This is a genomic window from Virgisporangium aurantiacum, assembly GCF_016863635.1.
GTDB lineage: Bacteria > Actinomycetota > Actinomycetes > Mycobacteriales > Micromonosporaceae > Virgisporangium > Virgisporangium aurantiacum.
The window spans coordinates 80,853-102,023 of sequence record NZ_BOPG01000031.1; the positions used below are offsets into that span (position 1 = coordinate 80,853).

The following is a 21,171-nucleotide window of genomic DNA, read 5'->3' on the forward strand; positions in this document are numbered from 1 at the left end:
TTCTTGCGGAAACCTTCGACGGCGGGGTTCCGGTGGCCCGGGCGTCGGCAAGGTGACATCGACCGCGGGATCGACCGTGCCGCCGGTTGCCGCACACTGGGTGCCGGTCCGGTACCGACGGTTCTCCGGGGAGGCATGTGAGCGACACGAGTGAACCGCGCTTCCGCCTCCTCGGCACCGTGGACGCCCACGCCGGGCCGGCTGCCGGCCCGCTCGACCTCGGGCACGACCGCCAGCGGTGTGTGCTCGCCGTCCTGCTGGTCGAGGCCAACCACCCGGTCCCGGTGCCGGTGCTGCTCGACCGGGCCTGGGGCGACCGGCTGCCCCGGCGGCCCCGCGACGCGCTCTACGGCTACCTGTCCCGGTTGCGCTCGATCCTTGCCGTCACCGGTGTCCGGCTGGAGCGGTGCCACGGCGGGTACACGCTGGAGCTCGATCCGCTCGACGTCGACCTGCACCGGTTCGACGACCTGGTTCGCCGGTCCCGGACCGCACCCGACGCCGGCCGTGCCCTGGCCGACCTGGAACGGGCGCTGGCGTTGTGGGGCGGCCCGGCGTTCGGTGCCCTGGAGACGTCGTGGCTGAACGACCTGCGCGTCGAACTCACGCACCGGCGGCGGGTCGCCGAGCGCGCCCGCGACGACCTCGCTCTCCAGCTGGGCCGCCACCAGGTGGTGGCGTCCGACCTGCTGGTGCGCGCCGCCCGGGACCCGCTGGACGAGCGGCTGGCGGGCCAGGCGCTGCTCGCCCTGTACCGGTGCGGCCAGCGGGCGCTGGCGTTGACCCACTTCGAGGACCTGCGGCAACGGCTGGCCGACGGGCTGGGCACCGAACCGAGCGAACCGCTGCGCCGGCTGCACCAGCAGATGCTGCGCGCCGATCCGGTCCTGTCACCGCCGGAGACCGACCCGGCTCCGGCCGTGGTCCCGGCCATGGATCCGGCTGTGGTTCCGGCGGTGGTTCCGGCGGTGGTCCCGGCGGTGGTTCCGGCCCCGGTTCCGCGGCAGTTGCCGCCGTGTCCGGGGTCTTTCGTGGGACGGGAGGCGGAGCTCGCCGAGCTGACCGCCGCGTTCGAGTTTTCCGCGCCGTCCACCGCGGTTGTCCTGTCGGTGATCGGCGGACCGGGCGGCATCGGCAAGACCTGGCTCGCCCTGCGCTGGGCGCACCGGCACCGGCACCGTTTCCCGGACGGCCAGTTGTACGTGAACCTGCGCGGGTTCGACCCCGGCGGTGGCCCGCTGGCGCCGGCCGTCGTGATCCGGTCGTTCCTCACCGCCCTCGGCGTCTCCGACGCGGCGGTGCCCGGCGACCCGGACGCCCAGGTGGCGCTGTACCGGAGCCTGTTGGCGGACCGCCGGGTCCTCGTCGTGCTCGACAACGCGCGGGACAGCGCGCAGGTGGAACCGTTGCTGCCCGGCTCGTCCGGATGCGCGGTGCTGGTCACCTGCCGGCGACGGCTGACCGCCCTGGTCGCGGCGCACGGAGCGCACCCGGTGCCGCTCGGCCTGATGACCGATGCCGAGGCCCGGCAGGTCCTGCGGATCCGGCTCGGCGCGGCCCGACTGGCGGACGCGCCGGCGGCGGTCGACGCGCTTCTGACGCACTGCGCCGGGCTGCCGCTGGCGCTGGGGATCGTCGCCGCGCAGGCGGCCACGGGCGCGGCCGCCGGTCTCACCGACCTCGCCGGCGCCCTGACCGACCGGGAGACGCGCCTGGACCTGCTCGACGCCGGCGAACTGGCGCTCGGCCTGCGTGCGGTGCTGGACACCTCGGTGCGCGCGCTGTCGGCGCCGGCCGCCCGGATGTTCGGCCGGCTCGGTCCGGCACCCGGGCCGGACACGGGCCTGGCCGCCGCGGTGAGCGCCGCCGGCACGGGCGACGGCGCGGGTGAGGTCCGGAAGGTCCTGCGTGAGTTGGTCGACGCCAACCTGATCAGTGAGGACAGCCCGCGGCGGTACCGGATGCACGACCTGGTGCGGCTCTACGCCATCGAGGTGTCCGGCGCCGCGGACGGCGGATGCGCGCTGACCCGGCTGCTGGAGCATTACCTGCACACCGCGCACGCGGCGCTGGACCTGTTGCGGCCGTTGGACCGGCGGCCCGTGCCGGCGCCACCGGTCGCGGGCGTACGGGCCGAGCGCTTCGCCGACCGGGCCGCCGCTGCCGCCTGGTTCGCGGCCGAGTGTCAGGTCCTGGTGGCGGCGGTGCGGTCCGCGGCCGGCGTCGGCGCCGACCGGCTGACCTGGCAACTGGCCTGGGTGAGCCTCTACCAGTTGGGCCAGCGCGGCGACGGGGCCGGCCAGGTCGCCGTGTCCGAACTCGCGGTCGCCGCGGCGCGACGCCTGGGCGACGACTCCGCGCTCGCGCACGCCCACACCGGCCTGGGACGCGGATACGGCGCCTCGGGCCGGTTCGACCCGGCGCGGGTGGAGTTCGGCCACGCGCTCGCCGCGTACCGGCGACTCGGCGACGTGGTCGGCGAGGGCTTCGCGCACCGGGCACTGGCCCGCGTCCACGCCGTCGAGGGCCGTCCGGCCGAGGCGCTGGTGGAGGACCGGCGGGCGCTGGCCCGGTTCGAGGCGGCCGGACACGACTACGGCCGGGCGGTGGTGTTGAACGCGCTCGGCTGGCACCTGGGTCACCTCGGCCGGTACGCGGAGGCCGTCGACTGCTGCCGGCGGGCCATCGCGCTCCATCGGCACCTCACCGACCCGTTCGGCGAGGCGCTGAGCTGGGACAGCATCGCCTACGCCCGGTACCGCCAGGGCGACTACCACCAGGCGGTCACCGGATACCGGCGGGCCGCCCGGTTGATGCGTGACCAGCGGAACCACTCCGTCGAAGCCCAGGTCGTCGACCACCTCGGCGACGCGTACGCCGCCCTCGGCGCGCGCCGGGCCGCCTGCGCCGCCTGGCAGCGCGCCGCCGACCTGCTGACCGCGCTCGGCCACCCGCACGTCGCACCGGTCCACGCCAAACTCCGTCGGGTGACGGTCCGGTTCAGCGTTGCGGGGCGGTCCAGGCGCTGACGCCCAGCCGGCCGGTGGTGCCCAGGTCGATCGGTCCGTCCGGGCGGATCGTCTGGGCCGGCTGGCCCGGAGCGGGGACGATCTCCAGGTACGTGCCCTTGACCACGTCACCACCCATGTCGACCCGATTGCGCCACAGGAGGCCCGCCACCAGCCGCGCGCCGGGCGCGGCCGTCACCGGCGCGGGCGGGGTGTCGAAGTTCGGGAGCAACGCGATGTCCGCGGACCCGTGGACGACCGCGACCGGAAGGGCCGCCCCGCCGACGTCGAGGACCCGCACGTCCGGATACCCGTTCAGCGTGACGGGAACGGAGCCGCAGTTGACCAGTTCGATTCCCGCCGCCCGCAATCCCATCGCGGCGTCGACCTCGCCCATCCGCACGAGCACCCCCGACGGCGGACACACGCCGGGCGCGGCCGTGGACGGGGACCATGAAGGTGTCGGGTTCGCCGAGGGTCGCGACCTGGAACCCGTCGTCGACACTGCCGGTCGCGGCGCCGATCCCGCCTCCGGGTCGGTGTCCGACCCGAACTCGCGGCGGGCGTCGTCGACCAGCGCACAGCCGGCGAGCAGCCCGGCGCTCACGAGCAACGCCCCGACGGACCGCGCGACCCGCCGCCCCCTGCGGTCAGTGCCGACGATGGTCATCCGGCGATCCTCGCGTGTCGTTGTGCGCATCCTGTGCGGAACGTGTGCGGATCTTACGCCGGGTCCGATTCGTCGCCCGATTCGTCGTCCGACCGGTCGGTTTCGGAGCCGACGACGGCGAAGGCCTCGTCGAGTTGCACGTCGACCTGGCTTCCGTCGGGCATCGTGACCTCGACCTCGTAGTAGCTCTCCTCGTCGCCGGCTTCGGTTCCGGTCACCCGGCCGCCGCCGGTCCAGGCGAGCGCGGCCGCCTCGGCCCGGGCGCGCGCCGGCCCGGTGATGGGCGTCTCGTCGTCACTCGCCGGGCCGCCGAGGGCCACTCCACCGCCAATGGCCGAGGCGGCGAGCGCGGCGGCGGCCGCGACGATGATGATGCGTGTCTTCCGTTTCATGGTTCCACCTCCTGTTCGGCACAGAATGGCGCCGCGGTGCTGAACCCGGGCTGAACGATCAGTCCGGCGCCAGCGGCAGGCGCACGGTCACGCGCGCGCCGCCGAGGGGACCGTCGTCGATGACGACGGCGCCACCGTGCGCGGCGACGATCTCCGCGACGATGGCCAGCCCGAGACCGCTGCCGCCGCCGGTGCGGGCGCGCGCGTCGTCGAGCCGGACGAAGCGGTCGAACACGCGGGACCGGTCGGCGGCCGGCACGCCCGGCCCGTCGTCGTCGACGCGCAGCTCCGCGAACCCGTCGCGGTCGAGCAGGGCGTAGGCGACCCGGTGCCGGGCATGACGCGCGGCGTTGTCGCCCAGGTTGTGCAGCACCCGACGCAGGGCGGCCGGGTCGCCGTCGATCCGCGCCGCCGACACGCCGCTGGTGTCCACCCGCAGGTGGTCGGCCTCGTGCCGGACCCGCCGCGCCTCCGCCAGCACCAGGTCGTCGAGGTCGACCGGCTGGCGCCGCACCGACAGCGTCTGTTCATCGGCCTGGGCGAGCAGCAGCAGGTCGTCGACGAGGGCCTGCATGCGCAGGCTCTCCGCGTGTGCCGTCCGGGCCAGCTCCGCGGCCGGCACGGCGTCGGGATGGGCCAACGCGACCTCGGCGTGCTGGCGGATGGCGGCGATCGGCGACCGCAGCTCGTGCGACGCGTCGGCCACGAACCGCCGCTCCCGGGCGCGGGCCAGTTCGAGCCGGTCCAGCATCCGGTTCATCGTGTCCGCCAGCCGGCCGATCTCGTCCCGCGACGACGGACGGGGCACCCGGCGATGCAACTGCGTGCCGGTGATCGTGTCCGCTTCGACGCGGATCGCGTCGACCGGGGCCAGCGCCCAGCCGACCACCCGCCACGCCGTGGCGCCGACCACCAGCAGCAGCACGGGCAGCCCCACCGCCAGCAGCACCGCCAGCGTCCGCGTCGACTCGACGACCGTGTCGAGGCTGTGCCCCACCAGCACCGTCCGGCCGTCCGCGGCAGCCGCGGCCACGACCAGGAAATCGTCGTCGTCGAACGTCACGTCGATCCGGCGGGACCGGCCCGGGGCGAGCCGGACCAGCGCGGGCTCCCCGGCCACGTTCGGCGTCGCGTCGAGCACCGCACCGGACGGGCCGAGCACCTGCAGCACCACGTCGTCGTCCCCGGCCGCCGCCGCGCTCGGGTCACCGCCGGCCGCCACCACGCGGACGGCGTCGGCGGCGCGCACCATGGCCGCCGCGCGGACCTCCCGGACCAGGGCCGCGTTCAAGCTGAGGACCAGCGCCACCGCGCCGACCAGCAGCGTCACCCCGACGACCGCGACCGCGACGCCCGTCATCCGGACCCGGACCGAGCCCCGCACGGACCGCCCGATGTCAGCCGCCATCGGCGGCCAGCCGGTAGCCGGACCCGCGCAGCGTCTCGATCGCGGACCGTCCGAACGGCCGGTCGAGCTTGTCGCGCAGGTGCCGCACGTACACCTCGACGATGTTCGCGTCGCCGTCGAAGTCGAAATCCCAGACGTGCGCCAGGATCTCCCGCTTGCTGAGCACCTCGCCGCGGCGGCGCAACAGGAACTCCAACAGCGAGAGTTCCCGGCCGGTCAACGCGAGTTCGGTGGCGCCGCGCCAGGCCCGCCGCGCCGCCGGGTCCAGCCGCAGGTCACCGGCCGACAGCACGACCGGGCGCTCCGGCGCCCCCCGGCGCAGGAGCGCCCGCAACCGGGCGACGAGCACGGCGTGCGAGAACGGCTTGGTCAGGTAGTCGTCCGCACCCGTGTCCAGACCCTCCACCTCGTCCCACTCGCCGTCCTTCGCGGTGAGCATCAGGATCGGCGTCCAGATCCCCTCGTCCCGCAGCGTCCGGCAGATCCGGTACCCGTTGACACCGGGCAGCATCAGGTCCAGGACGATCACGTCGAACGGCTCCTCGCGGGCCAGCCACAGCCCGTCCGTGCCGGTGAGGGCGACGTCGACGGCGAACCCGTCCGCCACCAACCCGGCCCGCAGCCCCGCTGCCAGCCGCGGCTCGTCCTCGACCACCAACACACGCACGACGCACCGATTCTCGCAGAGCCGGCTGAACCCGCCCTGAACGCGTCACCGGGAACCTCACCGGACGCGTGGACGGTCATGGTGGAGCAGGGTCACGGGCCCGGCTGGGAGCGGAACTGCTCGCCGTCGAGGATCCGGTGGAGACACACGGATTCCGCCCGATGACGTCGTTCTGAGCGGGTGCGGGACACACCGGTGTAGTATGTCGGCCGTCGCGCCTGCTTGGCGTCCCTATCGAGGCGGGAACCGGTGACACAGCAGGAGATCGAGTTCGGCATTCTCGGTCCGCTGTGCGCGACGGTCGACGGCCGGCCGGTGCCCGTGCCGGCCGCCAAGCACCGGGTGCTGCTCGGCGCGTTGCTGTTGCAGGCGAACCGGGTCGTGCCGGTGTCGACACTTCTCGACCACCTGTGGGCGGGGGAGCCGCCGCCCGGTGCGCGGGGCACGGTGCACACCTACGTCCACCGGTTGCGGCGACGGTTCGGCCGGCCCGACCTGATCGCCACCGACGGTGACGGCTACCTCATCAACGTGCCACCGGGCGCGCTCGACCTGCACCGGTTCCGCGACCTGCTCGGCCGGGCCGACGAGGCCGTGCTCGATGCCGACCCGGTGGCCGAGTCGGTCCATCTGCGCGCCGCGCTCGCCGTGTGGCGCGGGCCGGCGCTCGCCGACGTGGCGTCCGCGTCGCTGGAGGCGTACGCCCGGACGCTCGACGAGGAGCGGCTGCGGGTGATCGAACGCAGCGTCGACGCCGAGCTGAGCACGGGTCGGCACGCCGACCTGATCCCGGAGCTGCGCGGCCTGACCGTGGAGCAGCCGTTGCGGGAACGGTTCTGGCAGCAGCTCATGCTGGCGCTCTACCGGAGCGGGCGGCAGGCCGAGGCGCTGGAGGCGTTCCGCGCCATCGACCGGAAGCTCCGTTCGGACCTCGGCATCGAGCCCGGCGCCGACCTGCGCGCGTTGCACCGGGCGATGCTGGCCGGCGAGGTGGCCGGGCCGCCGGTGCCCGCCGCGCCCGCCCCCCGGTGGGTCGCGCCCCGGCAACTGCCGGCCGACATCCGGGGCTTCGTCGGCCGGGAGGCGGCGCTCGACGCCATGGACGCACCCGTCGGCGACACCACCGTTCCGGCGGTCACGGTGATCGGCGGCCCGGCGGGCGTCGGCAAGACGACGCTGGCGGTGCACTGGGCGCACCGGGTCGCCGACCTGTTTCCCGACGGACACCTCTACGCCAACCTGCGCGGCTTCGACCCGGGCGGGACACCGCGGTCGGCCTCCGAGGTGCTCCGCGGGTTCCTCGGCGCGATGCGGGTGCCGCCGCACGAGATTCCGTCCGATCCGGACGCCCAGGCGGGCCTGTACCGCAGCCTGCTGTCGGGCCGGCGGATGCTCGTCGTACTCGACAACGCCCGCGACGCCGAGCAGGTCCGCCCGCTGCTGCCCGGGTCGGCGGGCAACATGGTCGTCGTAACCAGCCGGGACCGGCTCACCAGCCTGATCGCCCTCGACGGCGCACATCCGGTCACCCTCGACGTACTGTCCGTGGCCGACGCCACCCACCTGCTCAACGGCCGGATCGGCGCGCGGCGGGTCGACGCCGATCCCGCCGCGACCGCCGAGGTCATCGGCCGGTGCGCCGCGCTTCCGCTGGCCCTGACCGTCGTCGCCGCGCGCGCCGCGCTCCAGCCCGAGTCCTCCCTGGGCATGCTGGCCGCGCAGATCCGCGGTGCGCAGGCGGACCTGAGCGTCTTCCAGGACCCGGATCCGGCGGCCGACCTGAGGGCCGTGTTCTCCTGGTCGTTCCAGACGATCAGCCCGGCCGCGGCCCGGTTGTTCCGGCTGCTGGGGCTGCACCCCGGCCCGGACATCGGCGAGCGCGCCGCCGCCAGCCTGTCCGGTGTGCCCCTCGTCGAGGTGCGACCGCTGCTCGCCGAGCTCGCGACGGCGAACGTGATCGCGGAGTCGTCGGCGCGGCGGTACTCATTCCACGACCTGCTACGGGCGTTCGCGATCGAGCAGGCCGGCCGGCACGAGACGGAACCGCAACGCCGCGACGCGATGGGTCGCCTGGTCGACCATTACGTCCACAGCGGATACACCGCGGCGAGGCTGCTGAACGCGCAGCGCGACCCGATCACGGTGGCGCCGCACCGGCCCGGGGTCACCCCGGAGCCCGTCGACGACGACCACCGGGCGTCCGAGTGGTTCGTCGCCGAGCACGCCGTCCTGCTGGCGATGATCCCGGCGGCGGCGGCACAAGGCTTCGACGTGCACGCGTGGCAGCTGGCCTGGGTGTTCGCCGACGCGCTCGACCGGCGGGGGTTCTGGCACGAGATCATCGACACCCAGCTCGTCGCGATCGCGGCGGCGGACCGGCTGGCCGACCGTCGCGCCGGCGCGCAGTCCCGGCGCAACCTCTCCCGGGGCTACGGTCTCCTCAGCCGGTACGACGAGGCCCTCGCGATGCTCAACGAGGCGCTGGACCTGTACAGCGAACGCGGCAACGATATCGGCCGGGCCAACACCCACCGGGCGATCAGCTGGATCCTCGGGCGGCAGGACCGGGTGGACGAGGCGATCGTCCACGCCACGCACGCGATGCGGCTGTTCCGCGCGGGGGGTGACCGGGCCGGTCAGGGAAGGGCACTCAACTCGCTCGGCTGGATGCATTCGCGGCTCGGCCGGCACCGGCAGGCGGTGGTCTACTGCGAGGAGTCCCTACGGCTGCAGGCCGACGGGGGAGGCGCCTACAGCGTGGCGGTCACCTGGGACACGTTGGGCTTCGCCCGGTACCACCTCGGCCAGTACGACGAGGCCATCACCTGCCTGCAGCGGGCGGTCGACCTGCTGGGCGAGGTCGGTGCGCGGTACAGCCAGGCCAACGCGCTCGCTCATCTCGGTGACGCCCACATCGCCGCCGGTGATGCCGCCGTCGGTCGCCGCACCCTGCAGCGGGCCGTCGACATCCTGCGCGAGATCGGCCACGCCGACGCCGACCGGGTCCAGGACCAACTGGCCGGCCTGAGCGTCAGCGGCGCGTGAGCGGGACGACAGCGCCGACTGGCACCATTCCCGACGAACGTCCCGGACCGGCGAGGGCCGGCCCGGGACGCGGTTGTCGGTCAGCGGCCGTCGGGGGTCCATTGCGGGTCACGGCCGAGGTAGCGCAGGAGGGCGGTGGCCGGATCGTCGTCGGCGTGGACGGGCAGGGCAGGGGCGTAGGCGAAGCCGCGCAGCGGTTCGGCCGTCGCGCGGGCAGCCGGCATCAGGTCCGCGGCCAGCGCGGCGGTCAACGGTGTGGGCTGACCGGTGGCGACGGCGACGTCCCAGGCGTGCACGGCGGCGTCGAGCGCGCACGCGGCGGCCGCGAGCGCGGGCGCCAACTCCGGCACCGGCGGCAGCGGGGTGGGCACCGACGCCGCGGCCGGGTCGATGCCGGCCCAGACACCGGTGGCCGCCTCGACCGCCTTGGTCACCGTCTCCTCGACGCCGGCGTCGAGCCGGTGCGGCGGGTCGAACGGGTTGTAGGTCGGCATCGAGCCGGCTCCGACGGTGGCCGCCCAGGCGTGCTGGTCGCCGGCGGCGTGGAACAGCACCTGTGCGACGGTCCACTCCGTGCACGGGGTCGGATCGTCGAGCCGGCCGGTGGCGACGGCAACGGTGGTGACGCGGCGCAGCGCGTCGAGAGCGGTCGTCAATACGGTGAAGGTCACGATGGTTCCTTTCGGTGGTTTCCGCTCGGCCCCGACGGCCGAACGGTCAGGCGGCTCAGGCGAGTGCGGCGAAGAACTGGCGGATGTCGTCGACGAGCAGGTCGGGCGCGTCGTGCGTGGCCCAGTGGCCGCCGCGGTCGTAGGTGTTCCAGCTGACGATGTTGCGGTGGTCGCGGTCGGCGAACCGGCGGACGGCGTGGATGTCCCAGGCGAACGAGGCGAGACCGATCGGCACAGTCGTGGGTGCGGTGTCGGCGGTCTTCGCGGCCCGGTGGTTCTCGTAGTAGAACCGGGCGGCCGACGCGGCGGTGTTGGTGAACCAGTACAGCGCGACGTTCGTCAGGACGTCCTCGGGACCGAGCGCGGTGCCGAACAGCTGCCCGCTCCAGGCCAGCTGTCCGGCCGGCGAGTCGGCCAGGGCATGCGCCAACGTCTGCGGCTGGGCCTGCTGGGACCGGTCGTGGACGGCGTGCTCGACGAACGCCTGCCCGAACTGCAGCGCGCCGAACTCCTCGCCGGTGAGCCCGTCGAACTCGCCCTCGTCGCCGCGCGGGAAGGAGAAGATCTGGGTGACGTGCACACCGGCGACGTGCGCCCGGTCCAGCTCGCCCAGCAGCGGCGAGACGATCGCTCCGGCGTCGTTGCCGTGCACGCCGTAGCGGTCGTAGCCCAGCCGGCGCATCAGCTCCGCCCACGCGGCAGCGGTCCGCCAGGCGCTCCAGCCGTGCTCGCGCGTCGGCCCGGAGAACGTGAACCCGGGCAGCGACGGGATGACCACGTGGAAGGCCTGCGCACCCGGCCGGCCGTGCGCGCCCGGATCGGTCAGCGGTCCCACCAGCCCCAGGTACTCCACGAAGCTGTTCGGCCACCCGTGCGTGAGGACGAGGGGGATGGCGTCCGGCTGCTCGGAGCGCACGTGGACGAAGTGGATGCGCTGCCCGTCGATCTCGGTGGTGAACTGGGGGTATTCGTTCAGTTCGGCCTCTTTCGCCCGCCAGTCGAACGTGCGCCAGCGCTCGACCAGGTCGCGCACGTAGGAGACCGGAACGCCGTACTCCCACCCCGGCTGCGCCGGCACGCCGGAGCCGCCGGCGATGACCTCCTTCTCGGGCAGTTCGTCGGCCCAGCGGACCCGGGCCAGCCGGTCGGCCAGGTCGTCGAGGTCCTCCTGCGGTACCGCGACGCGGAACGGCGTGATGGTCGGGTCGGTCATGTCGGCCGCCTCCAGGTGAGTGTGTCTGACCTGCATAGACGTTCACAGAGTCGAACGGCGCGAGGTAGTGTCTGCCGCACGATTCGGGCTGCGCTTCGCAGGGCCGCGGGGTGCCGATTCTCGGGCCGGCCGGCGCACAATGCACGGCCGGCCGTGCAGATTGCACATAGCTGCGAACATCGGTGTGCTCGTCGGTCGAGGAGGGTGGTGCGTGTCCGTGTCTCCGACCGGCGGTAGGCCGATGCGGCTCGCGACGGTCCCGATCGTGCTGTGTGTCGTGATCTACTGCGGATACCGCGCCGCCAACCTCGTTCCCTGGGGCGGCTGGGACCCCGGGTTCACGCCGGTCGAGCAGGTGCTGGGTGCCGCCGTCATCGTGGCGATGGGCGCCGTGCAGCTCCACTTCGCGTTCCGCCGCCCGTCCCGCGCCCGCGCCGCCGGGCTGCTGGCGGTGCAGGTTCTGCTGGTCTACGGGCCTTATCCGGTGTTCGGTGCCTATTGGGACCCGCCCGCGGCTTTCGTCGTCGCGGCGGTGCTTCTGACCTTTGCCGGCCGGCTCTCGTGGGCGTTGACGGCCGTCGCCGTGGCGTGCGACGCGCTGGTCCGGATCGCGCTCGAACCCGGCGTGGTCGACACCGGCGGCGCCGTCGTCGCCTCGCGCGTGGCCTACGCCGTCGTCGTGGCGACCGCCAACGGGTTCCTGCTGTTCGGCATGTCCCGCCTGAGCGCCCTGGTCCGGGACCTGGACGCCGCGCGAACCGCCAGCGCGTCGCTGGAGGTGGCGCTGGAGCGGCTGCGGATCAGCCGCCGGCTGCAGGACGCCGTGGGTGGCCGGCTGGTGTCGGTCCTCGCCACGTTGCGGCAGACCGAGCGCCATGCCGGGCCCGACCAGACCCGCGACCGGGCCCGGGCGGTGGCCGCCGCGGCCCGGCAGGCGCTGGCCCAGGTCCGGACCGTCGCCGACGACTACCGGGACCGCTCGCTGGCCGGCGAGGTCGCCGCCGCCCGCGCCGTGCTCACCGCCGCCGGCGTCGACGTGGTCGTCGGGCCGGTGCCGGACCACCTGCCGCGGCCGGTCGACGCTCTGCTGGGGGCGGTCCTGCGCCGCACGGTGGTCGCCGCGCTGCGCGGGACGCCACCGCGCAGCTGCCGGATCGAGCTGGACGGCTCGGCCTCGATGCGGGTGACCGTCGCCGGCGACGAACCCGTCACGCCGGATCCCGACGGGATCGCCGGGGAGGTCCGGGAACTCGGGGGAGTGCTGCGGGTCGAGCCCGCCACCGGCGAGGTCGACGTGCGGATACCGGTGCAGGCACGCCGCCCGAGCGGCCCGCGCAGCCCGCGACCGGTCGCCGCCGCACCCTGGCTGGCGTGGGCGATCATGGCCGTGCTCGAGGTCGACCTCCTCGTCACCACGATCTCGCGCGTCACCGGCGGATGGTCGGATTTCTACGACGCCGTCCACCCGGCGCGGCTGGCCCTCATCATCGCCCTGGTCGTGCTGCTGAGCCTGCTGCAACTGCACCACGTCCGGCCGCGCGGGGGCGCCGCGCCGCCGTGGTGGCGCTGGACGCTCACCCTCCAGATCGTGCTCATCTGCGTGATCGCCGCCGTCGGAACCCCCGTCGCCCCGGTGCCCCAGTACGCGGGCCCGGTCGCCGGCGTCGTGCTCTTCCACGTGCGCCGGCCGTGGTCCTGGGCGCTCGCCGGCGCGCTGGTGCTCGGCACGTCGCTCTACCAGCTGCACACGTGGGGCGTCGACCTGACCACCGATCTGCGGCGGGTGGCCTGGTGGACGCTACTGACCGTGGCCTGGGGGTTGCTCACCATGGTCGCGATCGCCGCGCTGTGCCGCCTGCCCCTCGCGGCCGAGCAACTGGTCGCCGCCCGCCGGGAGGTGGAGCGGCTCGCGGTGCTCCGCGAACGGCTGCGGATCGCCCGCGACACCCACGACCTGCTCGGCTTCCACCTCTCCGCGATCGCGCTCAAGGCCGAGCTCGCCCGGGGGCTGGCCGGCACCGATCCCGGCACGGCGCGGGTCCGGCTGGCCGAGGCCGGCGAGGTCGCCGCGGAGGCGCTGAACTCGCTGCGGTCGATCACGGCGGAGCCGACCGGGTTGTCGTTCGCCGAGGAGGTGGAGAGCGCCCGCTCGATGCTCGCGGCCGCCGGGATCGCGGTCGCGGTCGACCTGCACGCCACGCCCGGGCGGTCGGCCGAGTCGCCGCTGGCGATCGTGCTCCGGGAGGCCGTCACCAACGTCGTACGGCACTCCCGCGCCACGACGTGCGACATCGAGACCCGACCGGTTCCCGGTGGCATCCGGCTGCGCGTCAGCAACGACGGCGTCCCGGACACCCTCGTCGGTGACCCGGCCGGCAACGGCCTGGCCAACCTGCTGGCACGCACGCGCGAGACCGGCGGCGAGCTGACCGTCCACCGGCAGGGCGACCGGTTCACGCTCGTCGCCGAGGTCCGTGTCGACGGGGCGGCCGGGCCGGTGCCCGACGCCGCGGTGCCCGTCGCCGCCTGAAACGCGTTACAACCAGCCGGCCTCGCCGGCGATCCGGATCGCGTCGACCCGGTTGCGGGCGCCCAGCTTCGAGACCGCCGTGGCCAGGTAGTTGCGCACCGTGCCGTACGACAGGCCCAGCTGCGCCGCCACCTCCGTCGGCTCGGCACCGGACGCGGTCAGTCGCAACACGTCGCACTCGCGCTCGGTCAGCGGGTTGCCGGCGACGTCGAGCGCGGCGAACGCCAGCTGCGGATCGAGGACCCGTCCGCCGGCGGCCACCGTCCGCACGGCGGCGAGCAGATCCTCCGGGGCGGCGTCCTTCCCCATGAAGCCGGCCACCTGCGCCGACATCGCGCGGCGCAGGGTGCCCGGACGGGCGACGCCGGTGAGGATCAACGTCCGGCACTCCGGCAACCACTGGTGCAGCTGGACGGCCGCGCTGATCCCGTCGAGCCCGGGCATCTCGATGTCGATGACCGCCACGTCGGGGCGGACCCGCAGCGCGGTCGTCACGATCGCGTCACCGGCCTCGACCGCACCGACGACCTCGATGTCCTCGGCGAGGCCCAGCACGCCGACCAACGCGTCCCGGAGCATGCGCACGTCCTCGGCAAGTAGCACCCGGATCACGCCGGCTCCGTTCTCGTTTCCATGTGGCCCTGAGCATACGTGCCTCCCGACCTGGCGATCGTTCCGAACGGCGGTCCCGTCCGCGCGGCGTCAGCGGCGCGTAAGCGTTCGTTGGTACGGTCGCCGCCGATATGGCGGATCTGCGATTCGGGGTACTCGGTCCACTCGACATCACGCGGCGTGGCGCGCCCGTCGTCGTCGGTGGGGGAAAGCTGCGGGTACTGCTGGCGAGCCTCCTGCTGGAGGCCAACACCACGGTGTCGACGGACCGGCTGGCCGAACGCCTGTGGGGCGAGCGGCTGCCGGCCAGCGCCCGCAAGAGTGTCCAGCTGCTCGTGCTGCGGCTGCGCCGGGTCCTCGACGACGACGTGATCGAAACCAGCCCGACCGGTTACCGGCTGCGGGTGCGGCCCGACCGCGTCGACCTGCTCCGGTTCCGGGATCTCACCGAGGCGGCCCGGGGTGCGGCGAGCACCGGCGCCGGTGAGCGGGAACTGGCGCTGCTGATCGAGGCGCTGGCGTGTTGGCGCGGCCCGGCACTCGCCGACGTACCGTCGGCCGCCCTGCAGCGGGAAGAGGCGGCGCGACTCGGCGAGGACCGGCTCCGCGCCCGGGAACGGGTGGTCCGGCTCAGCCTCGACCTCGGCCGGCACCGGGAGATCATCGGGGAACTCACCGAGCTCACCCGCGAACAGCCGTGGCAGGAGACGTTCTGGGCGTACCTGATCCACGCGCTGCACCGGTCCGGCCGGCGGGCGGACGCGTTGGACACCTACCGCGACGTCTACCGGAAGTTCACCGACGAGCTGGGCGTGGAACCCGGCGCGGAGATCCAGCGCGTGCACCGCCTGGCGCTGGCCGACGCCGCCGATGCCGCCGCCGCGACAACGCTGCCGACCACCATCTGCCAGGTACCCGCGGACGTCCACCGGTTCGTCGGCCGTACCGACCCGGTCGCCTCGCTCCTGACGCTGCCCGACGAACCGCACCGGCCGTGGACAGTGGTGATCTCGGGTCCGCCCGGCGTCGGAAAGACCGCGTTCGCCGTGCACGTCGCCCGGCGGATCGCGCCCCGGTTCCCCGACGGCCAGCTCCACGTCGACCTGCAGGGCTTCGCCGTCGACCCGCCGATGGACCCGGCGGCGGCGTTGACCCGTTTCCTCACCGCCCTCGGCATCCGGCCGGACCCGGTCCCGGGCGACGTCGAGGCCCGGGCGGCCCTGTTCCGCAGCGCGGTGGCCGGCAAGCGGATGCTGCTGCTGCTCGACAACGCGATCGACGCCGAGCAGGTGCGTCCGCTGCTGCCCGGCCAGCCCGGCTGCGTCGTCCTCGTCACCAGCCGCAACGACCTGCGCGGCCTGGCCGTGCATCCCGGCGCCGACCACGTGCCGCTGGACGTGCTCACCGAGACCGAGTCCGCGGCCGTCCTCACCGACCTGCTCGGTGCCGACCGGGCCGCGGCCGAACCCGAAGCGCTGGCCGGACTCGCCCGGGCCTGCGCCCACCTTCCGCTCGCCCTCCGGATCGCCGGCGCCAACCTCGCCGCCGATCCGCACCGGGGCATCGGCGAGTACACGGCCGCGATGACCACGCCGGGCCGGCTCACCGAACTCACCATCGACGGCGACGAGCATTCGGCCGTACGCATGGCCTTCGACCTGTCGTACCGACGCCTGTCCGACGACGACCGGCGGCTGTTCCGGTTGCTGGGTCCGGTGCCGGGTCCGGACGTCGGAGTGCCGGCGGCGGCCGCGTTGACCGGTGCGGCGCACGCGGACGTGCGGCGCGCCCTCGACCGGCTGGTGGCGGCCAACCTGGTGCACCGTCCGCGGCACGGCCGCTACCAGCTCCACGACCTGATCCGGGAGTACGCCGCCGAATGCGCCGCCGCCGACGGCTCGGCCGAGGACGCCGTCGTCACGCTGATCGACTTCTTCATCGACACCGCGACCGACGCGGCCCGCCTGCTCTACCAACACCCCGGCCCCCCGTCGGCGCCGGGGGGCCGGGGCCTCCCGCTGGCCACCGAGGCGACCGCGCTGCAATGGCTGGACCAGGAACGGCCGAACCTGGTCGCCGCGATCCGGTGGGCCGCCGTCCGTCCCGCGGTGTGCGGACGCGCCTGGCGGCTCGCCGACGCGCTGTGGGGCTACCTCGCCAGCCGGGGCGCCGCCGGTGAGGCGGTCACCGCCTGCACGGCCGCGCTCGACGCCGCCCGGGAGCGCGGTGACCGGTCCGCGGAAACCTCCCTGCGCGCGCTGCTGGGGACGATCCAGTACAACCTGCACCACTACGACCCGGCCGTCGACCACTACCTCGCCGGGCTCCGCGCGGCCCGTGACCTGGGCGACACCCGCGCCGAGGGCGACGCGCTGTGCAACACGGGTCGGGCGTACTGGCGGATGGGTCGACCCGCGGAGGCGCTCCGCTGCTACGGCGAGGCCCTCACCGTCAGCCGCGCCGCGGGTCACCTCGAGGTCGAGATCGCCGCCCTGAACCTGTCCGGGACCGTCCACCTCTTCAGCGGCCGGCCGCGGACCGCCGTCGACTGGTACGAACGGGCCCTGACCCTCGCCCGCACCGCCGGCGACCGCGAAGCGGTGCACCGTGCCGTCCACGGCCGGGGGAACGCCCGGCAGGCGCTCGGGATGCTCGACGACGCGACCGTCGACCACACGCTCGTCCTCACCTACTGCCGGGCCTCCGGCCGTGGCTTCGGAGAGACCGCGTCGCTGCTCAACCTCGCCGAGATCGAGGTGGACGCCGGCCGCCCCCGGCCGGCGATGGCCCATGCCGACGAGGCACTGCGCCGCGGCCGCGAGATCGGCGACGTCCGGGCACAGGCCCGCGCCCACGAGTACACCGCCGCCGCCTGGAGCATGCTCGGCGACCATCCCCGGGCGATCACCCTCGGCCACGAGGGACTGCGGCTCGCGGACACCGTCCACGCCCAGTTCGCCGTGGCGTCCGTCGCGCTCGTCCTGGCCGCCGCGTACCGCGGGAACGGGGACCCGGACTCGGCACTCCACTACGCCGAGGTCGGCCTCCGCACCGCCCGGGACAGCGGCCACCTCCTGGTCGAGGCCGCCGCGCTGAGCGAGGTGGCGCACGCCCACCTCGACCTCGGCGCCGTCGACCTGGCGCGCGACCACGCCCGTTCGGCGCTCCGGCTCGCCCGGGAGCGGGGCCAGGCCCTGGTCGAGCCCGGCGCCCGCCGCGTCCTGGCCGCCGTCCGGATCCATGGGACGAGCATGCGCACCGGTGGCTTCACGGCGGTTTGATCCCCGCCGGCCGGATGAAGCCGGTCGGCAGGCGCACGGTCAGCCGCTGTCGAAGCGGGTCCACTCCGCCGGGTACGCCGGCACCGGCCGGCGGCTCTCCACCGCGGCGCTGATCCACCACGGCGCCGCGACCAGCAGACCCGCGACCACCCCCCACGCGGTGCTGCCGTAGGGGACGGCGGCGCTGACGGCGAACACCGTCGTCTGGACGGCGACGTAGCCGACCCTGGCCATCCGCTGACCGTTGCGCAGCAGCAGCGGTGCGACCGTCGCCGTCAGCAACCGGCCCCAGATCCAGCCGATCACCAGGGCGGAGAGGTACGCGACGCCGACCGCCACCCGATGGCGCGTCGGAGCCGTTGCCACGGTCGCCGCGACCAGGCCGGCACCGGCACCGACCACGACGCCGCCGGCCACGCACACCCGGGCGTACAGGCGCTGAACCGGGTCGTGGAACAACGCCGGGCGGCGCTGGCCGGCGCCGCCGACACCGACCGGGCGAGCCGGGCCTATCTCCTGGCCGTCGCCCTGAACCTGCGGTACAACCGGTTCGCGGATGTCGCGGCGATGCGCGAGGCCGTTGGACGAGGGCGTATCCCGGCTGCGCCAGGCCGTGGCGGACGCCCATCCCGACGATCCGCGGCGGGCCAGCCTCCTGGGAATGCTCGCGGTCGGGCTCGTGCTGCGCCACCGGCACTCCCACAGCGGCAGCGATCTGGAGGAGGCGCACCGGACGATCGAACTGGCGGCGTTCACCGCCCATCCGTTCGACCCCGCCAGCGCGGGTTTCAAGCCGACCTGGGACCTGATTCAGACCCTCCGCCGGGCCCGAGGTTGACGAGCGGATCCGGCCGCGGATAGCCTCTTTCGAGAAGATATCGAAACTTTTCGATGGATTGGTCAACCGGCAGGGGTTGAGATGAAGGTGCGCGCGACGATCGCATGCGCTCTGGCGTCCACGACGGTTCTGGCCCTCGGCGTGGCTCCGGCCGAAGCGTCGACGCCGGCCGGAGCGCCGGCCGGCGGGGTCGCCGGCACCATCGGTTTCCGGCAGCGGCTCCAGCCGATCGACGGGCTCGGTTTCGCGTCGCCGTTCCAACGCTCGACGCTCATCCGCGGCGATCGTGGCCTGTCCCCGGAAAGTACGCGGGCCATTCTCGACCTGCTGTTCAGCCGCGAGACGGGCGCCGGAAGTTCGATCCTGCGCATCGGCGTCGGCTCGTCGACCGACGACGTCTACGACCACATGAAGACCATCCTTCCCACCGACCCGGGCGGACCGGCGGGTGTCCCGCAGTACGTCTGGGACGGCGACGACGGCGCGCAGGTGTGGCTGGTCAAGCAGGCACAGGCGTACGGCGTGCGGCGCTTCTTCGCCGACGCCTGGAGCGCGCCCGGGTTCATGAAGACCAACGGCACCGACGCCAACGGCGGGGAACTGTGCGGCGTGCCGGGCACCGCCTGCGCCAGCGGCGACTGGCGTGCGGCGTACGCCGACTACCTGGTGCGGTATCTGCGCTTCTACCGGCAGGAAGGCATCCGGATCACCGACATCGGTTTCACCAACGAGCCGGACTGGACCGCCTCGTACGCCTCGATGCGCTTCACCCCGGAGCAGGCCGTCGACTTCATCAAGGTGTTCGGTCCGACGCTGCGCCGGTCGGGTCTGGGCACCCAGCTGGTGTGCTGCGACTCCTTCGGCTGGGAGCACCAGGCGCCGTACAGCGCCGCGATCGAGGCGGACCCGGCCGCCGACCGGTACGTGAAGACCCACACCGCGCACTTCTACGCCAGCCGGGCCTCGGGCCCGCTGCCTACCGACGCGCGGGTGTGGATGTCGGAGTGGACCCCGAACGGCAACGTCTGGAACGAGGCGTGGGACGACGGCACACCGGCGTCCGGGTTCTCCATGGCGGAGAGCATCCACGAGGCGTTCGCCGTGGGCCGGGCCACCGGGTACGTCTCCTGGGTCGGCGCCTCGCTCGGCGCCACCCGCGCGTTCATCCAGATCGCCACAGCGGGCGACGGGTACCGCGTCTCGAAACGGTTGTGGGCCTTCGCGGGCTACTCACGGTTCGTCCGGCCCGGTGCCGTGCGGGTGCCGGCAACCGTCGCCGACCCCGACGTGAAACTGACCGCCTTCCGCAACGCCGACGGCTCGATGGTCGTCGAGCTTCTCAACGCCGGCACCGCGACCGTGAATACCACTTTCACCACCGACGTCGGAATACACCACGCGACGACCTATCTGACCGACGAGACCCACTCGCTGGAACGGATCGGCGGATCCCGGGTGCCCGGCGGACACCGCGTGTCGGCGCAGCTGCCGGCCAGATCGCTGACGACGCTGGTGCTCCGGTAGGTCTCACGACGCGTCGGTGCGGCGGTGCGGGGAGACGCGGGCCGCGCGCGCGGCGTCCACCCGCTCTCCCGCGCGGCGCATCGCGTCCGTCGCCTCCGGCAGGAACGACCAGAACAGCGGGAAGTTGTGGGTGTCGACGGGGTAGAGCTCCAGGCTCGCGTCCACTCCGCAGGCGGTGGCGCGGTCGACCAGTTTTCGGGCGTCGTCCAGGAGCGGGTCGCCGGTGCCGGCCTGGACGAGCATCGGCGGCAGCCCGGACAGGTCGGCGTAGAGGGGGCTGATGGCGGGATCGTCGAGCGGGTGTCCGTTCGTGTAGGAGTCGACGAAGCCGCGCAACTGGTCGGCGGTGAGGCCGCTTCCGGCCCCCAGATCGGGCCGGTCGGTCAGCGCGTTGCGGCTCAGATCCAGCCAGGGGCACAGCATCAGGGCGAGCGCCGGCAGCGGCATGTTCTCGGCCACCAGGCGCACCAGCAGCAGGGTGACGAGCGCGGCGCCGGCGGAGTCGCCGGCCACCACGACGCTGCCCGGGTCCACGCCGCTGCCCAGCAGCCAGCCGTAGGCGGCGTACGCGTCCTCCACGGCGGCCGGGAACGGATGTTCCGGCGCCAGCCGGTAGTCGGGCACGATCGCCGCCGTGCGGGTCTGTGCGATCAGCGCCGCGACGGTGGCCCGGTAGCCGAACGCCGACCCCATCACGAAGCCGCCGCCGTGCAGGTAGAGCAGCACCGTGTCGTCGGGTGGATCGGGCGGGGACAGGCGCAGGCCCGGCACGCCGCCCGCGTTGACCGGGATCACGGACGTCTCCGGCGGCGGGGGGAACTGCGCCATCATCGCTTCCAGCGCCAGCCGTTGCGCGGAGATGTCGCCCAGGCCACGCGCGTCGACGACCGGCTCCCACAACCCGCTCATCCGCGCGTCGAGTTGGCCGCCGACCGCGCGGGTCGCCGCAATGCCGCGTTCCAGCGTGGCGAGCACCTGGTGCGCGCTGTCGAGCAGGGCCTCCCCGGCCAGGGTCAGCTCCACCTGATGGGTGGAGCGCTGGAACAGCTGGCAGCCGACGACCCGTTCCAGCGTCCGGATCTGCCGGCTCAGGGCCGGTGCCGAGATGTACAGCCGTTCCGCGGCGCGGCTGAAGCTGAGCCCGTCCGCCACCTCCACGAACGCCCGCAGGTGCTTCAGTTCCACGTCGGTGCGCGGCGAGAAGGGCAGGACACCGGCCATGATCCCCAGTATCACCGACAACCGGTCGGGTCGGTCTTGCGAAACCGGTAACAGCGTCTTGCGGTATCCGACCTTCCCCTTCCGGTGACCG

15 protein-coding genes are annotated in these 21,171 nt (G+C 74.0%); 6 read left to right on the plus strand and 9 right to left on the minus strand.

Translation table 11 applies throughout. The features are described from left to right. Window positions 1–137: 137 nt before the first annotated feature. Window positions 138–3,029 carry an AfsR/SARP family transcriptional regulator gene (locus tag Vau01_RS24445; protein ID WP_203996701.1) on the plus strand — a complete coding sequence of 964 codons (2,892 nt, stop codon included), beginning with the start codon at window positions 138–140 and terminating at the stop codon, window positions 3,027–3,029. Here the strand turns inward: Vau01_RS24445 and Vau01_RS24450 are convergent. The 4 genes from Vau01_RS24450 to Vau01_RS24465 are packed head-to-tail and all read right to left on the minus strand — an operon-like array spanning window position 3,001 to window position 6,145. Further along, entirely contained in the window at window positions 3,001–3,678 is a 678-nt protein-coding gene (locus tag Vau01_RS24450) for a DUF4232 domain-containing protein (RefSeq protein WP_203996702.1), read from the minus strand. The genes Vau01_RS24445 and Vau01_RS24450 overlap by 29 nt on opposite strands. Window positions 3,679–3,731: 53 nt before the next feature. After that, on the minus strand, window positions 3,732–4,070 hold the full coding sequence (locus Vau01_RS24455) for a PepSY domain-containing protein (protein ID WP_203996710.1): 339 nt from the start codon (window positions 4,068–4,070) through the stop codon (window positions 3,732–3,734). 58 nt (window positions 4,071–4,128) lie between these two features. After that, on the minus strand, window positions 4,129–5,478 hold the full coding sequence (locus Vau01_RS24460) for a sensor histidine kinase (RefSeq protein WP_203996712.1): 1,350 nt from the start codon (window positions 5,476–5,478) through the stop codon (window positions 4,129–4,131). Further along, window positions 5,468–6,145, minus strand: a complete 678-nt coding sequence (locus tag Vau01_RS24465) for a response regulator transcription factor (RefSeq protein ID WP_203996714.1) — start codon at window positions 6,143–6,145, stop codon at window positions 5,468–5,470. The genes Vau01_RS24460 and Vau01_RS24465 overlap by 11 nt, the downstream gene beginning before the upstream one ends. A gap of 249 nt (window positions 6,146–6,394) precedes the next feature. Here Vau01_RS24465 and Vau01_RS24470 point away from each other — a divergent pair, with 249 nt between their 5' ends. After that, window positions 6,395–9,190 (plus strand): AfsR/SARP family transcriptional regulator, encoded by a 2,796-nt coding sequence (locus Vau01_RS24470; protein ID WP_239151814.1) that lies wholly within the window; start codon window positions 6,395–6,397, stop codon window positions 9,188–9,190. A gap of 80 nt (window positions 9,191–9,270) precedes the next feature. On the opposite strand, the gene Vau01_RS24475 is transcribed toward Vau01_RS24470, so the two are convergent. Both Vau01_RS24475 and Vau01_RS24480 read right to left on the minus strand, forming a co-directional pair. Beyond that, complete coding sequence (locus Vau01_RS24475) at window positions 9,271–9,861, minus strand: TIGR03086 family metal-binding protein (RefSeq protein ID WP_203996716.1); 591 nt, start codon at window positions 9,859–9,861, stop codon at window positions 9,271–9,273. A 55-nt stretch (window positions 9,862–9,916) separates the two neighbouring features. Next, window positions 9,917–11,074, minus strand: coding sequence for an epoxide hydrolase family protein (locus Vau01_RS24480; RefSeq protein ID WP_203996718.1), 1,158 nt, complete (start codon window positions 11,072–11,074; stop codon window positions 9,917–9,919). 241 nt (window positions 11,075–11,315) lie between these two features. Here Vau01_RS24480 and Vau01_RS24485 point away from each other — a divergent pair, with 241 nt between their 5' ends. Further along, window positions 11,316–13,604 (plus strand): sensor histidine kinase, encoded by a 2,289-nt coding sequence (locus tag Vau01_RS24485; protein WP_203996720.1) that lies wholly within the window; start codon window positions 11,316–11,318, stop codon window positions 13,602–13,604. Window positions 13,605–13,610: 6 nt separating this feature from the next. On the opposite strand, the gene Vau01_RS24490 is transcribed toward Vau01_RS24485, so the two are convergent. Continuing rightward, a complete protein-coding gene (locus Vau01_RS24490) occupies window positions 13,611–14,216 on the minus strand; it encodes a response regulator transcription factor (protein WP_203996722.1) in 606 nt (201 codons plus the stop codon). 131 nt (window positions 14,217–14,347) lie between these two features. On the opposite strand from Vau01_RS24490, the gene Vau01_RS24495 reads away from it, so the two are divergent. Further along, window positions 14,348–17,497 (plus strand): AfsR/SARP family transcriptional regulator, encoded by a 3,150-nt coding sequence (locus Vau01_RS24495; protein ID WP_203996724.1) that lies wholly within the window; start codon window positions 14,348–14,350, stop codon window positions 17,495–17,497. 39 nt (window positions 17,498–17,536) lie between these two features. Here Vau01_RS24495 and Vau01_RS24500 read toward each other — a convergent pair whose 3' ends face one another. Further along, window positions 17,537–17,956, minus strand: coding sequence for a hypothetical protein (locus Vau01_RS24500; RefSeq protein WP_203996726.1), 420 nt, complete (start codon window positions 17,954–17,956; stop codon window positions 17,537–17,539). Window positions 17,957–18,053: 97 nt separating this feature from the next. Here Vau01_RS24500 and Vau01_RS24505 point away from each other — a divergent pair, with 97 nt between their 5' ends. Beyond that, window positions 18,054–18,335, plus strand: a complete 282-nt coding sequence (locus Vau01_RS24505) for a hypothetical protein (RefSeq protein WP_203996728.1) — start codon at window positions 18,054–18,056, stop codon at window positions 18,333–18,335. Window positions 18,336–18,416: 81 nt separating this feature from the next. Continuing rightward, a complete protein-coding gene (locus Vau01_RS24510) occupies window positions 18,417–19,859 on the plus strand; it encodes a glycoside hydrolase family 30 protein (RefSeq protein WP_203996730.1) in 1,443 nt (480 codons plus the stop codon). Window positions 19,860–19,862: 3 nt separating this feature from the next. Here the strand turns inward: Vau01_RS24510 and Vau01_RS24515 are convergent, their stop codons facing one another. Then, on the minus strand, window positions 19,863–21,080 hold the full coding sequence (locus tag Vau01_RS24515; protein WP_203996731.1) for an alpha/beta hydrolase fold domain-containing protein: 1,218 nt from the start codon (window positions 21,078–21,080) through the stop codon (window positions 19,863–19,865). Window positions 21,081–21,171 lie beyond the last annotated feature (91 nt).